The organism is Vibrio sp. B1FIG11 (assembly GCF_905175335.1).
In the GTDB taxonomy this organism is placed as follows: domain Bacteria; phylum Pseudomonadota; class Gammaproteobacteria; order Enterobacterales; family Vibrionaceae; genus Vibrio; species Vibrio campbellii.
On sequence record NZ_HG992751.1, the window covers coordinates 1,242,925 to 1,256,902 of the forward strand.

10 protein-coding genes are annotated in these 13,978 nt (G+C 46.7%); 9 read left to right on the forward strand and 1 reads right to left on the reverse strand.

Going from position 1 to position 13,978, the window contains the following annotated elements:
* The first annotated feature begins 264 nt into the window (after positions 1-264).
* The 9 genes from KHO06_RS05665 to purF all read left to right on the forward strand — a co-directional run bounded on the left by KHO06_RS05665 (position 265) and on the right by purF (position 12,940).
* On the forward strand, positions 265-1,398 hold the full coding sequence (locus KHO06_RS05665) for a 4-phosphoerythronate dehydrogenase (RefSeq protein ID WP_212582223.1): 1,134 nt from the start codon (positions 265-267) through the stop codon (positions 1,396-1,398).
* On the forward strand, positions 1,395-2,408 hold the full coding sequence (locus KHO06_RS05670; protein ID WP_045453684.1) for an aspartate-semialdehyde dehydrogenase: 1,014 nt from the start codon (positions 1,395-1,397) through the stop codon (positions 2,406-2,408). The genes KHO06_RS05665 and KHO06_RS05670 overlap by 4 nt, the downstream gene beginning before the upstream one ends.
* A gap of 199 nt (positions 2,409-2,607) precedes the next feature.
* Entirely contained in the window at positions 2,608-6,912 is a 4,305-nt protein-coding gene (locus KHO06_RS05675; RefSeq protein ID WP_212582224.1) for a FimV/HubP family polar landmark protein, read from the forward strand.
* A gap of 90 nt (positions 6,913-7,002) precedes the next feature.
* A complete protein-coding gene (gene truA, locus KHO06_RS05680; protein ID WP_005433129.1) occupies positions 7,003-7,797 on the forward strand; it encodes a tRNA pseudouridine(38-40) synthase TruA in 795 nt (264 codons plus the stop codon).
* 195 nt (positions 7,798-7,992) lie between these two features.
* Positions 7,993-8,919 (forward strand): acetyl-CoA carboxylase, carboxyltransferase subunit beta, encoded by a 927-nt coding sequence (accD, locus tag KHO06_RS05685; RefSeq protein ID WP_005439795.1) that lies wholly within the window; start codon positions 7,993-7,995, stop codon positions 8,917-8,919.
* Positions 8,920-8,965: 46 nt separating this feature from the next.
* Positions 8,966-10,228, forward strand: a complete 1,263-nt coding sequence (folC, locus tag KHO06_RS05690) for a bifunctional tetrahydrofolate synthase/dihydrofolate synthase (protein WP_038891438.1) — start codon at positions 8,966-8,968, stop codon at positions 10,226-10,228.
* A 14-nt stretch (positions 10,229-10,242) separates the two neighbouring features.
* Positions 10,243-10,836 carry an SPOR domain-containing protein gene (locus tag KHO06_RS05695; protein WP_010643964.1) on the forward strand — a complete coding sequence of 198 codons (594 nt, stop codon included), beginning with the start codon at positions 10,243-10,245 and terminating at the stop codon, positions 10,834-10,836.
* 61 nt (positions 10,837-10,897) lie between these two features.
* Entirely contained in the window at positions 10,898-11,389 is a 492-nt protein-coding gene (locus KHO06_RS05700; protein WP_005432921.1) for a CvpA family protein, read from the forward strand.
* A 36-nt stretch (positions 11,390-11,425) separates the two neighbouring features.
* A complete protein-coding gene (purF, locus tag KHO06_RS05705; RefSeq protein WP_012128598.1) occupies positions 11,426-12,940 on the forward strand; it encodes an amidophosphoribosyltransferase in 1,515 nt (504 codons plus the stop codon).
* Between the two features lie 76 nt (positions 12,941-13,016).
* Here purF and KHO06_RS05710 read toward each other — a convergent pair whose 3' ends face one another.
* Entirely contained in the window at positions 13,017-13,892 is an 876-nt protein-coding gene (locus KHO06_RS05710; RefSeq protein ID WP_005432984.1) for a LysR family transcriptional regulator, read from the reverse strand.
* Between the last annotated feature and the right edge of the window lie 86 nt (positions 13,893-13,978).

Below are 13,978 nucleotides of genomic sequence, written 5' to 3' on the forward strand. Positions count from 1 at the left end.
GGCGCAAACGGACCAACAAACCAGTTTCCAGAGCTTGATCAGTCAAACTGATCGAACAGACGCAGACTCTATCCCAAGGAGAGCGGGATAGGATCCTTTTGTTCTGGAACTTTGCCCGGCTAATTTAGCCGGGCTTTTTCTTTTCTGAAACCTGTTTTTGCTCGCTCTAGTTGTTGAGATTTTTCAAGAAAAGGGCACAATCGCTTTAGCTTCGCATCTTGCGAATAAACGAACTCATACAAATGGATGTTAAACGCTGGCGCTATGAAAATTATTGTTGATGAAAATATGCCGTACGCTGAAGAGCTATTCAGCCAACTCGGTGAAGTGATTCTAAAACCCGGTCGCACACTCACCGCCGATGATTTAGTGGATGTAGATGCGCTAATGATTCGCTCGGTTACTAAAGTAAACGCAGAACTGATCAGCAAAGCAAACAAGCTGAAGTTCGTGGGTACGGCGACGGCGGGCATGGATCATGTCGACCAAACGTTGATGCAAGAGAAAGGTATTTTCTTCACTGCTGCGCCAGGTTGTAACAAAGTTGGCGTTGCCGAGTATGCGTTCAGCGTCATGATGGTGCTAGCGCAACAACAAGGCTTCTCAGTTTTCGATAAAACCGTTGGTATCATCGGTGCGGGCCAAGTGGGTAGTTACCTTGAAAAATGTTTGAAAGGCATGGGTATCAAGGTGCTCATCAATGACCCATTCAAACAAGAAGAGGGCGATTCTCGCAGTTTCACTCCGCTAGCAGAGCTCATCGAACGTTCTGACATCATCACGCTGCACACACCTATCACTAAAGATGGCCCACACCCAACGCATCATTTGATTGATGAGAAGGTGTTAAATGGTCTTCGTAGCGATCAAATTCTTATCAATGCGGCACGCGGTCCAGTTGTGGACAACCAAGCGCTGAAGCAACGTTTACTGAAAAACGACGGCTTTACAGCGGCACTCGACGTGTTTGAATTTGAACCAGAGGTTGATATGGAGCTTCTGCCTCTGCTAGCATTCGCAACCCCTCACGTTGCAGGCTATGGTCTGGAAGGGAAAGCTCGCGGTACGACGATGATTTTCAACAGCTACTGTGAGTTCTTAAATAACGAATTACGTGCGCATGCCAGCGATTTACTGCCAACCGCGCCTGTTCCTACTATGGTATTGGACAGAGCATGGGATGAAGCAACGCTGCACAACATCACGCAGTTAATCTATGATGTGCGTAAAGATGACGCTCTTTTCCGCCGCGAAATCAGTAAGCCAGGTTCTTTTGACCTGATGCGTAAAAATTACTGGGATCGCCGCGAGTACAGCGCTGTCAAGCTAGTGGGGAACGAAACATGCAATCTTGCGCCATTAGCAGAACTAGGTTTTCAGGTTGAGGTAAGTCAATGAGCCAGCAATACAATGTTGCCGTATTAGGTGCGACCGGTGCGGTCGGTGAAACAATTTTGGAAGTGCTTCAAGAGCGCAAATTCCCAGTAGGCGAAATCTTCCTGTTGGCAAGTGAACGCAGTGAAGGTAAGACTTACCGCTTCAATGGTAAAACAATTCGCGTACAAAACGTGGAAGAGTTTGATTGGTCACAAGCGCACATCGCTCTGTTCTCTGCTGGTGGTGAACTGTCAGCGAAATGGGCACCAATCGCAGCAGACGAAGGCGTGATTGTTATCGACAATACGTCACACTTCCGTTACGAGTACGACATTCCTCTTGTTGTGCCAGAAGTAAACCCAGAAGCGATTGCAGAGTTCCGTAACCGTAACATCATTGCGAACCCGAACTGTTCAACCATCCAAATGCTGGTGGCACTAAAGCCTATTCACGATGCAGTGGGTATTGAGCGTATTAACGTGTCAACGTACCAATCGGTTTCTGGCGCGGGTAAGGCGGGTATTGATGAGCTAGCAGGTCAAACAGCGAAGCTGCTAAACGGCCTACCAGCTGACAAGAAGCAATTCTCTCAGCAGATCGCCTTTAACTGTATTCCACAAATCGACCAGATGATGGAAAACGGCTACACCAAAGAAGAAATGAAAATGGTGTGGGAAACGCAAAAGATCTTTAACGACCCATCAATCACCGTAAACCCAACGTGTGTTCGTGTACCAGTGTTCTACGGTCATGCAGAAGCACTTCACATTGAAACTCGTTCACCGATCGATGCACAAGAAGTGGTTAACCTACTTGAGCAAACTGACGGTATCGAAGTATTCCACGGTGAAGACTTCCCAACACAAGTTCGCGATGCGGGCGGTAAAGACCATGTAATGGTAGGTCGTATTCGTAATGATATCAGCCATCACAGCGGCGTAAACCTATGGGTTGTTGCAGATAACGTACGCAAAGGCGCAGCAACTAACGCGGTTCAAATCGCAGAAGTTCTGATCCGCGACTACTACTAAGTCGACATCGCTAAGAACCTTTAAGCCTCGCACTATGCGGGGCTTTTTTGTTCGAACGGCGTAAAATTGTGTGAGATTAGTACGAATATGGTGAGAGCCACACATTTTTTGCCCTCAACGCTATAGTTTTGCGTGCTTTATCCGATATATTTAACCGATCACCATTTCAAATTGTTACTAGCACCTAACTGAGCCTTCTATGCGTCAAAATTATAAGCGTTTGTTAGCAGCCCTTGTGCTGATGAGCGCGACTCAGACATCGTCAGCGGTTCAAGCCGAAGGTATTCGTCTTGTAGGACCCTCTGGTGAAGTGCAAGCGTCTCCAAGCTATGCTGAGGAGATTGAACGAGCGTTGCCCGCTCCACCTAAAAATGACCAACCGTCGCGTTTCTTCGGTCCAACTGGTCAAAACGAGACTCTCTGGTCGATTGCTTCTGAATTGCGACCATCTCGAAATGTTTCTGTACAACAAACGCTACTCGCCATTTACCGTATCAACCCTCAAGCGTTTGATAACCAAAATATCCATGAATTGATCCCTGGTAGTCGTCTTCGCGTGCCTTCTCTTGACCAGGTTCAAAGTGCGACGACAGAGCAAGCCGTCGCGATCATGAAAGCGCACGAAGTTCGCTTAACTCAACCGAAGCCAAAGCAACCAGTAAAACCAAAAGTTGAGCAACCAAAGCCTGTTACTGAAGTTGCAAAACCTGAACCAAAACCAGAAACGGTTAAGCCAGAATTACCAAAACCGCAACCGATTAAAGTGGTTGAGCCAACAACACCGGTTCCAGCGGTGACCACATCACCTGAGGGTGAGAAGCAGATCAGCGAGCTAAAAGACAAGCTGCAAGGTTCGCACAGTGAGTTAGAGTCACTGGAAGAGAAGAACCATCGTCTGCGTTTGATGCTTTCTGAGGTACAAAGCGAAGTTGAAACGCTAAAAACGTCGTTGAATGACGAAGAACGCATTCGCTCAGAAGTAGAAAAACTGCTGGCTGAGGAGCGTCAGCGTGTTGCTGAGCAACAACGTATGCAGCCAAGTACGATGGATAAAATCCTATCGAATGGTTGGCTTGTCGGTCTTGCTGCATTAATTCCTGGTGCTTTGATTGCGTTGCTAGTCGTTATGCTACTTGGTCGTCGTTCTAAAGCGAAAGAGGAAGAAGCGGCTACGCAAGAACAGCAAAACGTTGATCCTCTCGCTGCGCCTATTGGTCTAGCTGCTGCGGATGAGTTAGATGAAGAGCTAAGCCTTGATGACGATCTGTTTGGCGATGACGACGAAACAGAAAACCTATTTGGGCAAGAAGAACAGCAACCTGAAGAAGAAGACGTTTTCGGTAACCTAGATGGCGATGACCTCGACTTCAACCTAGAGGGTGATGATGGCGAAGATCCATTTGCTGGTATCGGCGATGATGGTGAACTAGACGTTGGTTTCGATGAATTCGATTCTTCTAGCAACGGCATCAAGGTCAACGGTGAAGAAAAAGCCCTTGGTCTTGAAGAGATGGAACGTGCGCTTGATGAAGTCACGCCAGAGCTGGAAGTGTTGGATGACGATGATGATGCAGGCTTCGATCTTTCTGACGAAGACGGTTCGGATGCATTGTCTGATGATGCTTTCGCAGAATTGCTTGCCGCAGATGAGCCAGAAGAAGCGCTACAAAATGATGCCGTCGACCAAGCTATGCTGGATGACCTATTCGCCGATCTTGATGGTGATGATCTCAACTTAGACGTTGAAGATGACAAGTCAGCGGTGTCTGAGAGTGCGTTCTCAGCAGGTGAAGCGACAGACGATGACATCGATAAACTGCTAGCACAATACGAGCAGCCAACATCAGGCGAATCAGATGAGGATGTGTTTGATGAACTTGAAGCACTTTCTGGACTAACAGAAAACGACTCAAATGAAGAGGACGCATCGGCGTTACTTGATGAATTGATCGGTGAAGACGATGGCGAGTCACTTAACGAACTCGATCCGCTTGAAGAGTTGGAAGACATCGCAGGTTTAAGTGAAGAACCAACCATTGATGAAGACAGCACAGATTTACTTGATGAGCTCATTGGCTTTGATGATGAAGATTCATTCGATGATGACTTTGACCCGCTTGATGAGCTAGAAAAGCTGTCGGGATTTGATGGTGACGATACTCTAGAAGACATTGATGAAAACAGTGTTGACCTGTTGGACGAGCTGCTCAGCGACGAGAGCGTAGAAGAAGAGCAGAACGAAACAAGCAGTGAAATCGACCCATTTGATGAATTGATTCGTGAAGATGACGAGACAGAGCAAACAGCGGCTACACAGAGCGATGACGATCTTCTCGCTTCGCTAGGTTTTGATGATTTAGAGCCAGCAGTAGAGGAAGTACTGCCTCAATCTCAACCAGTGATGGATGCTGAGCCTGTTGTTGATCTAGAAGATGAAAAGGCTGCGCTGGGTTTAGACTCTGGTTTGGATATCGATGCGTTATTGAGTGAAAATCAGCCAAAGGCTGAAACACAATCGTTAGAACAAGCATCAAACGACGAACTTGACTCAGAAGCAGCCGAATCTATTGCCGACTTTGATAGCAACGATTTCCTTGGTGATCTAGAAGACGCGTCGCCTGAGCATGATCCGTTAATGACGGAACTGGATGAGCTATTCGAAAGTAACAATGAAGCTCTGTTACCAAGTGAACAAGAGCGTTCAGACTTTGCCGCAGAACTGGATGCTTTGATCGGTGAAGAAGAATCAGAAACGGACGCTGAAGAGCATTTACCTGAGCTGCCTGAAGCATTAGCGCCACAAGAAGAAACGATCGTAGAACCGGGCGCAGAACCAGCTCCAGCGTTCACGCCAACACCAAATACGGTTGAAAACGAATTTGGAATTCCTCAAGAAGAGGATTGGCTGGTTGATGAGATCGAATCTGAGAGCAAAGTTGAACAAGAGCCGGTGGCGGCAAGCTCAACTGATGCTGATGTTGACGAAGAGGAGTTCAACTTCGATGAGTTGGAGCTTCCGGAGTTCAACGAAGAAGATGCATTAGCTTCGATGGCCGATGAGCCTGCGTTAGCTGAATCTGAAACCGCTGAGCCTGAAGCATCAGTTGCGCAAGCAGAAGAAGAGTTCAGCTTCGACGAGTTAGAACTTCCAGAGTTCAACGAAGAAGATGCATTAGCTTCGATGGCTGAAGAGCCAGCGCTAGCGGAATCTGAAACCGCTGAGCCTCAAGCGCCAGTTGCGCAAGCAGACGAAGAGTTCAACTTCGATGAGTTAGAGCTGCCAGAATTCAACGAAGAAGACGCATTAGCTTCAATGGCCGATGAGCCAGCGCTTGCGGAATCTGAAACCGCTGAGCCTGAAGCGCCGATTGCGGAAGCGGAAGAAGAATTCAACTTCGATGAGTTAGAGCTTCCAGAGTTCAACGAAGAAGATGCATTGGCTTCGATGGCCGAAGAGCCAGCGCTAGCGGAATCTGAAATCGCTAAGCCTGAAGCACCAGTTGCGGAAGCAGAAGAAGAGTTCAACTTCGATGAGTTAGAGTTTCCGGAGTTCAACGAAGAAGACGCATTAGCTTCGATGGCCGAAGAGCCAGCGCTTGCGGAATCTGAAATCGCTGAACCAGAAGCGCCGGTTGCGGAAGCAGAAGAAGAGTTCAACTTCGATGACTTCGAACTACCAGAGTTCAATGAAGAAGATGCTTTGGCATCAGTGACAGAAGAGGTAGCAAGTTCTGACTCTGACACTGTTGAACCTGAGGTTGTTAAAGAGCACTCAGAAGTCTCTCAAGCTGTACAACAAGCAGAGAATGACCATGACGCTCTGTTTGAAGTTTTCGCGCAACCAGAAGCTTTCAGTGCCGATTTAGAGCCTGAGCCGAGCAATGACCTGGAATCGGAATTAAATGACTTTGAAGAGTCTGCGATGGCGAACTTGTTATCTGAAAATGCTGAATCTGAAGTATTTGATGGCAAGTTAGACAGTGACACCATTGCAAGTGCAGGTATGGACTTTGAAACCATGCTGGATGTTGGTGACGATTGGGATGGCTTTAAGCTGTCGCCAGAAAACACCTCGTCAACGGCAGAGGTTCCAGAAGACCAGCGTGAAGTATGGAGTTCATCAGAAGCTCTGGCACAGCCAGAGATCGCGCAAGAAAACTGGGGTGAGCAAGACGACCTAACCGATTTTGATCCGAAGAAAAATCAATTCATGACCATTGATGAGTTGATGGCTCAGGTAGACAAAGACGGTGGTGAGTTTGAAGAGCAAGAGCTTAAACTTGACGTGGGTTTGAATGAGTTCCCGGATGTGATTGGCGATATTGGTGATGTCGACGTAGATACCAATGCAGAAGCCGCAGGTAAGCTGGATCTCGCAAAAATCTACCTTGAAATGAACGATCCTCAAGGTGCGATTAAACTGTTAGAGGAAGCTATCGTCTACGGGGAAGATGATATTCGCCGAGAGGCTAAGAGTCTCATCGATACGATTAACGGTCGATAAGTAAAAAGGGGTAGCAAACGCTGCCCTTTTTTGTATCTGGAAAGACTTACGTATATACTTCCCGCCCCATTTTAGAGTTCGAAGGTTAAAATGAGAATCGCATTAGGTATCGAATACAACGGTACAAACTACTTTGGTTGGCAACGCCAAAGAGAAGTGAAAAGTGTCCAAGAAGAGCTAGAAAAAGCATTGTCCGTGGTCGCGAATCATCCTGTCGAAGTACAGTGTGCGGGTCGTACCGATGCTGGCGTACATGGCACTGGTCAGGTTGTTCACTTTGACACCAACGTGAGTCGTAAAATGGTGGCTTGGACCATGGGCGCAAACGCGAACATGCCAAGTGATATTGCTGTCCGTTGGGCTGTGGAAGTGAACGATGATTTCCATGCTCGATTCTCTGCAACCGCACGTCGTTACCGCTACATTATTTTCAACCACGCACTGCGCCCAGGTATTTTGAACTCTGGTGTGAGCCACTACCATGGTGAACTCGATGAGAAGAAGATGCATGAAGCAGGGCAGTACCTACTGGGTGAGAATGACTTTAGTTCATTCCGTGCGGCACATTGCCAATCATTAAGCCCATGCAGAAACATGATGCACTTGAACGTGACTCGTCATGGTGATTACATCGTGATTGATATTAAAGCGAACGCTTTTGTACACCATATGGTGCGCAACATTACTGGTAGTCTCATTAAAGTGGGTCGAGGCGAAGAAAAGCCAGAGTGGATTAAGTCACTTTTAGAAGCGAAAGATCGCAAATTAGCAGGTGCAACGGCCAAAGCTGAGGGCCTATATTTGGTGGATGTGGACTACCCAGAAGAGTTCGGATTGCCACGTGTGCCGATCGGTCCGTTATTTTTGCCCGATAATTTGAACTAAATTTGCGATTTTGTTTCAAAATATCGGTACTTTAGACTGGATACGTACAGAAACTGTGCGTTATTAATGATATCAAAAATAGGTACAACCAGTTTTTTATCTACAGTCGCGGCAAGATATGTTTTAATCCATCCGCAATATTCCGAATTTATATCTTTCGCAATGAAGCGGAAGAGTTGAGAGAAAAGGTCTTCCATGAGTTGGCTTGAAAAGATTTTAGAGAAAAGCAACCTAGTAAGTTCACGTAAAGCTTCTATCCCTGAAGGCGTGTGGACCAAATGTACTTCTTGTGAGCAGGTTTTATACCATGCTGAGCTTGAGCGTAACCTAGAAGTTTGTCCTAAGTGTAATCACCACATGCGCATGAAAGCGCGTCGTCGTCTAGAAACATTCCTAGATGAAGGTGAACGCGTAGAGCTTGGCACTGAACTTGAGCCACAAGATAAACTGAAGTTTAAAGATTCTAAACGCTACAAAGAGCGTATCTCTGCTGCACAAAAGAGCAGTGGCGAGAAAGATGCACTGATCGTAATGCAAGGTGAATTGTTGGGCATGCCACTAGTGGCGTGTGCGTTTGAATTCTCTTTCATGGGCGGTTCAATGGGTTCAGTTGTTGGTGCACGCTTTGTTAAAGCGGTAGAAGCAGCAATTGAAAACAACTGCGCGCTTGTTTGTTTCTCAGCAAGTGGTGGTGCGCGTATGCAAGAGGCTCTGATGTCTCTAATGCAAATGGCGAAAACCAGTGCAGCACTTGAGCGTCTTTCTGACAAAGGTCTACCATTCATCTCTGTACTGACTGACCCAACAATGGGTGGTGTATCAGCGAGTTTGGCGATGCTAGGTGACATCAACATTGGTGAACCTAAAGCACTTATCGGCTTTGCAGGTCGTCGTGTAATCGAACAGACAGTGCGTGAAGACCTTCCTGAAGGCTTCCAACGCAGTGAGTTCCTTCTTGAGCACGGTGCGATTGACATGATCGTTGACCGTCGTGAAATGCGTCAGCGTGTGGGTGGTCTAGTGGCTAAGCTAACTAACCACAAGTCTCCTATGGTGGTTTCGGTTAACGAATCTCCAAATGAAGAACCATATTCTGTACCAGAAGCGGACGAAAAAGGGTAAAGTATCAGCTAACATAAAAACCAAAGAAATTAATGGTTAAAGTTAGATGACCCAAAACTCTATTCCTCAAGCCACATCCCCTCTAACGATGTGGCTTGATTATTTAACAAATCTCCACACTTCAGCTATCGACCTTGGCTTAGACCGCGTTCAAGCGGTAGCACAAAAAGCCAACCTTACCAAACCAGCTCCTACTGTGATTACTGTTGCCGGCACCAATGGCAAGGGTTCGACGTGTGCGTTAATGGAAGCGATTCTATTAGATGCAGGTTATTCCGTGGGCGTTTACAGCTCACCACACCTAATTCGTTACAATGAGCGTGTTCGTATTAACGGAGTCGATGCAGAAGACAGCAAGCACTGTGCAGCGTTTGACTACGTTGAGCAACAACGCGGCGACATCAGCCTAAGCTTGTTTGAATTCGGTACGCTAGCCGCACTTCGTATTTTCCAAGTTGAGAAAGTCGATGTGGTTCTGTTAGAAGTTGGCCTCGGTGGCCGCTTAGATGCGACTAACGTTGTTGATCACGATGTATCAGTGATTACCAGCTTGGCTATCGATCATGTTGATTGGCTGGGCGATGACATCAACGTGATTGGCTTTGAGAAAGCGGGCATCTACCGCTCGGGTAAGCCGGCGATTTGTGGCCAACCAACGCCGCCAGCAACTGTTGCAGCACACGCAGATGACATTCAAGCTGAATTCTTCCAAGTCGGCATCCAGTTTGATTACCAGTTGACTGAGAAAGGTTGGAAGTGGACCAGTGGCGCATTTGCACTAGAAGACCTGCCGGTACCATCGCTACCGTTACCAAATGCGGCGACAGCATTAATGGCTCTTGGCGCTTCAGAATTGCAAATCACTGACATTAATATCGTTAATGGCTTGAATAATGCTCGCCTAGCTGGCCGAATGCAGGTTTTGCAAACGGGTCCAGAAATCGTTCTTGATGTCGCGCACAATCCTCACTCAGCAGAATACTTAGTTGAGAAGGTCAAACGCCAATACGCGGATAAAAACATCCACGTTGTGGTGGCTATGCTGCACGATAAAGACATCAAGGCAACAATCGAAGCATTAACCCCAATTGCAACACAATGGTACCCAGCATCGCTGACTGGCCCACGTGCGGCAACAGCAGATGAATTGTGCCAATACTTACCTCAAGGTCAAGTTCAGTTCCAAACCCCAGTAGAGGCGTTTGAGAGTGCGAAAACTCACGCGGCTCAAGATGATGTCATTCTGGTGGTTGGATCCTTCCATACTGTGGGCGAAGTGTTGGAGCATTGGCAATCAAATAATGAGTAATCAAAGGTAATTTGATGGCAAGTAAATTCCAAAGTCGTTTAGTCGGCACCATCATTCTAGTGGCAGTGGGGGTCATCGTACTTCCAGACGTGCTAGATGGTAAGAAACTGCACTACAAAGAAGAGTTTGCCAGTATTCCTATCAAACCTGAGCTTGATAGCGATGTGGAGAACTTCGAAATACTCGAGCCTGTAGAAGATGATGTCTCTTTGCCTGAATCTCCGGTAACGGCAACGGTGAATGAATCTGAAGAGCCTCATGTCGCAGTTTCACAGCCAGAATCGGAGCCTGCGATTCAACCGGAAGAAGTCAAACAGCCTGAACAAGTTGAAGTTGCTGTTCGTCCGGTTGAAGAAAAAAATCAATATGAAGATTCCGCCTGGATCATTCAGTTGATGGCACTGAAAAATCATGAGAATGCAGTTGCACTGGTAGAGGATTTACAGAAGCGTGGTTACCAAGCTCATGTAAAAAAAGAGACAGCCTTTACTCGAGTGATTGTTGGTCCTGATGTATCAAAAAGTAAACTTGAACGACAGGTCAAGGAATTACAAAAAATTACAGGCTCAAAAGGTCAATTGCTTAAATTTAAGCCATTAAATCCATAAGAAAACGTTTGCGTCAGCATTTTTTCTGTTAAAATGCGCGCCAACTTAAGATGAAGAAAACATGAATTGGTTAGATTTTGTCATTTTAGGTGTGATCGGATTTTCAGCTCTGATCAGTTTAGTTCGCGGTTTTGCTAAAGAAGCTTTGTCTTTGGTGATTTGGTTCGGAGCATTTTTTATCTCCAGTAACTACTACGCCAAATTGGCGGTGTATTTCACCAACATCGAAGACGAAATGTTTCGAAACGGAGCCGCAATTGCGGCGTTATTCGTCGCAACCCTAGTGGTTGGTGCAGTGGTGAATTACGTCATTGGTCAACTGGTACAAAAAACAGGACTGTCAGGTACCGATCGAATTCTCGGTGTGGTGTTTGGTGGTTTACGCGGAGTACTGATTGTTTCTGCGGTGCTGTTTTTTATGGATGCGTTTACTGCATTCCCAAGCTCGGATTGGTGGAAAGAGTCACAGTTGGTCCCAGAGTTCAGCCGTATCATCGCCCCATTCTTCGAGCATTTAAAAGCAACATCAAGTTTTCTGTCTGGCACTATCTAGTAGTGCCAGCTACTGTCGCAAATCGAGGATTAGGACATGTGTGGTATTGTTGGAATCGTGGGCACAACGCCTGTAAACCAGTCTATTTATGACGCGTTAACGGTGTTACAGCATCGTGGCCAAGATGCCGCTGGTATTTGTACCATAGAAAGCAATCGTTTTCGTCTGCGTAAGGCGAACGGTTTAGTGAAGGATGTGTTCGAAGCAAGACACATGCAACGCTTACAAGGTGAGGTAGGTATCGGCCATGTTCGTTACCCTACCGCTGGCAGTTCAAGTGCCTCAGAAGCTCAACCTTTCTACGTAAACTCTCCTTTCGGTATTACACTTGCCCACAACGGTAACCTGACTAACGCACACGAAGTTCGTCAGAAACTGTTTGAAAAAGATCGCCGCCACGTTAACACCACTTCAGATTCAGAAGTGCTGCTCAATGTATTGGCTCATGAAATTGACACAGTCAAAGGCAACGTCACTTCAGAAGATGTGTTCCGCGCTGTCACTAACGTGCATCGAACCATCCGTGGTGCATACGCGGTAACGGCAATGATCATCGGTCACGGTATGATTGCATTTCGCGACCCACACGGTATTCGTCCGCTTTGTCTTGGCAAGCGCGAAGTAAATGGCAAAACAGAATACATGGTTGCTTCTGAATCTGTTGCACTTGATGCGGTTGGTTTTGACTTCATGCGTGATGTGGCGCCTGGTGAAGCGATTTATGCGACATTTGACGGTGAGCTTTACACTAAGCAATGTGCAGACAACCCAAAACTGAACCCATGTATTTTTGAGTTCGTTTACTTTGCTCGTCCGGATTCATTCATCGATAAGATTTCGGTTTACAGTGCGCGCGTTGAAATGGGTAAGAAGCTTGGTGAGCGCATCAGTGAAGACTACGCCGATCTCGACATCGATGTGGTTATCCCAATTCCAGAAACCTCTTGTGATATTGCCCTGCAAATTGCTCAAGCGATCGATAAGCCATACCGCCAAGGTTTCGTGAAAAACCGCTACGTAGGCCGTACCTTCATCATGCCTGGTCAACAGCAGCGCAAGAAATCGGTACGTCGTAAGCTGAACGCGATTCGCTCAGAGTTCAAAGGTAAGAACGTACTGCTTGTCGATGACTCTATCGTTCGTGGCACCACATCTGAGCAGATCATCGAGATGGCTCGTGACTCAGGAGCGAACAAAGTGTTTATGGTGTCTGCTGCGCCAGAAGTTCGTTTCCCGAACGTCTACGGCATCGATATGCCGAGTGCGGCAGAGCTGATTGCACATGGTCGTGATAACGATACTATTTGTAAACAAATTGGTGCGGATGCTCTTATCTACCAGCGTCTCGATGACTTAGTTGAGGCAGTCGGTCTTGGCAACCAAGACATCACTCAGTTCGACACTTCGGTATTTAACGGTGAGTACGTAACGGGTGATATTGACCAACAATACCTTGATTTCCTGGACGGTCTTCGCAATGACGATGCGAAAGTACAGCGTGAGATCCAGCAAGACCTAGCGAACCTAGAGCTGCACAATGAAGGCGCTTAAATAGCACTTCTCAAGATATAAAAAAACCAGAGCCTAGGCTCTGGTTTTTTGTTTCTATTCGCTTATGTTTCTCAGCTTAGTGAATGTTGTAAGCAATCACGAAGTCGATGAACAAGCGCACTTTCTCTGGCAAGTGATCTTTGTGGTTGTACAGCATGTAAATGTCGCGCGGGTTTGCGCTCCAATCAGGCAGTATACGCACTAAGTCACCACTTTCGATGTACTCTTTGATCATCACGTCAGGCATCAAAGTAATACCTAAACCTTCTGAACAAGAGCTACGTACTACGTTCAGTGCGTTAGCTTGGAAACGTCCGCGTTCTACGTTCACCACAGACTCGCCCTTGCTGTTGATCAGGGTCCACTTGATAAGTGGTGAGCCTTTTAGCAAAGAGTGGTTAGAAAGCTCTTCAGCATGATTTGGCGCTGGGTTTGCGTTCAAGTAATCAGGACTAGCAACCAGGATGTCTTTTACTTCACCGATTTTACGTGCAATCAAGCTTGAATCACGTTGTGGACCAACACGGAAGATCACATCCCACTCAGTAGGATCAAGTTGATCGGCATTGCTTTCCGTTGTCAGTTCGATGTTGATATCTGGGTACTGTTTCATGAACGCATTGAACATTGGCATCATCATGCGCTTTGTCAGGTTGTACGGGGCAGAGATTTTTATCTTGCCCGATGCCCCACGACAGTCATCCGTAATCTCTTCAGCGGTTGAGGTTAGGCGTTGCAACAGTGGTGAGCATTCATGGTAAAAGCGTTCCCCGGCTTCAGTCAGAGAAAGCTTACGCGCATGACGGTTCAGCAATCGAAGATTGACAGAGTCTTCTAGCGCTTGAATGCGTCGGGTGATGGTTGCCACCGGAATCATGGTTTTTCGCGAAGTTGCGGTATAGCTCCCATTTTCGACAACCAATCGAAATAGGTTTAGATCATCTAATTTCATATTTCCAGACACATTAAACTACCGTTTATGGCTAATTTATAATTAACTTTGTGATCAAAGTTTGCTTTAAGTCAACATGTTGCACC

Coding starts and splice junctions, on each gene's coding strand:
- purF (WP_012128598.1), top strand. CDS start 11,426: ATGTGTGGTATTGTTGGAATCGTGGGCACAACGCCTGTAAACCAGTCT.
- KHO06_RS05675 (WP_212582224.1), top strand. CDS start 2,608: ATGCGTCAAAATTATAAGCGTTTGTTAGCAGCCCTTGTGCTGATGAGC.
- KHO06_RS05670 (WP_045453684.1), top strand. CDS start 1,395: ATGAGCCAGCAATACAATGTTGCCGTATTAGGTGCGACCGGTGCGGTC.
- KHO06_RS05710 (WP_005432984.1), bottom strand. CDS start 13,892: ATGAAATTAGATGATCTAAACCTATTTCGATTGGTTGTCGAAAATGGG.
- KHO06_RS05700 (WP_005432921.1), top strand. CDS start 10,898: ATGAATTGGTTAGATTTTGTCATTTTAGGTGTGATCGGATTTTCAGCT.
- KHO06_RS05665 (WP_212582223.1), top strand. CDS start 265: ATGAAAATTATTGTTGATGAAAATATGCCGTACGCTGAAGAGCTATTC.
- folC (WP_038891438.1), top strand. CDS start 8,966: ATGACCCAAAACTCTATTCCTCAAGCCACATCCCCTCTAACGATGTGG.
- truA (WP_005433129.1), top strand. CDS start 7,003: ATGAGAATCGCATTAGGTATCGAATACAACGGTACAAACTACTTTGGT.
- accD (WP_005439795.1), top strand. CDS start 7,993: ATGAGTTGGCTTGAAAAGATTTTAGAGAAAAGCAACCTAGTAAGTTCA.
- KHO06_RS05695 (WP_010643964.1), top strand. CDS start 10,243: ATGGCAAGTAAATTCCAAAGTCGTTTAGTCGGCACCATCATTCTAGTG.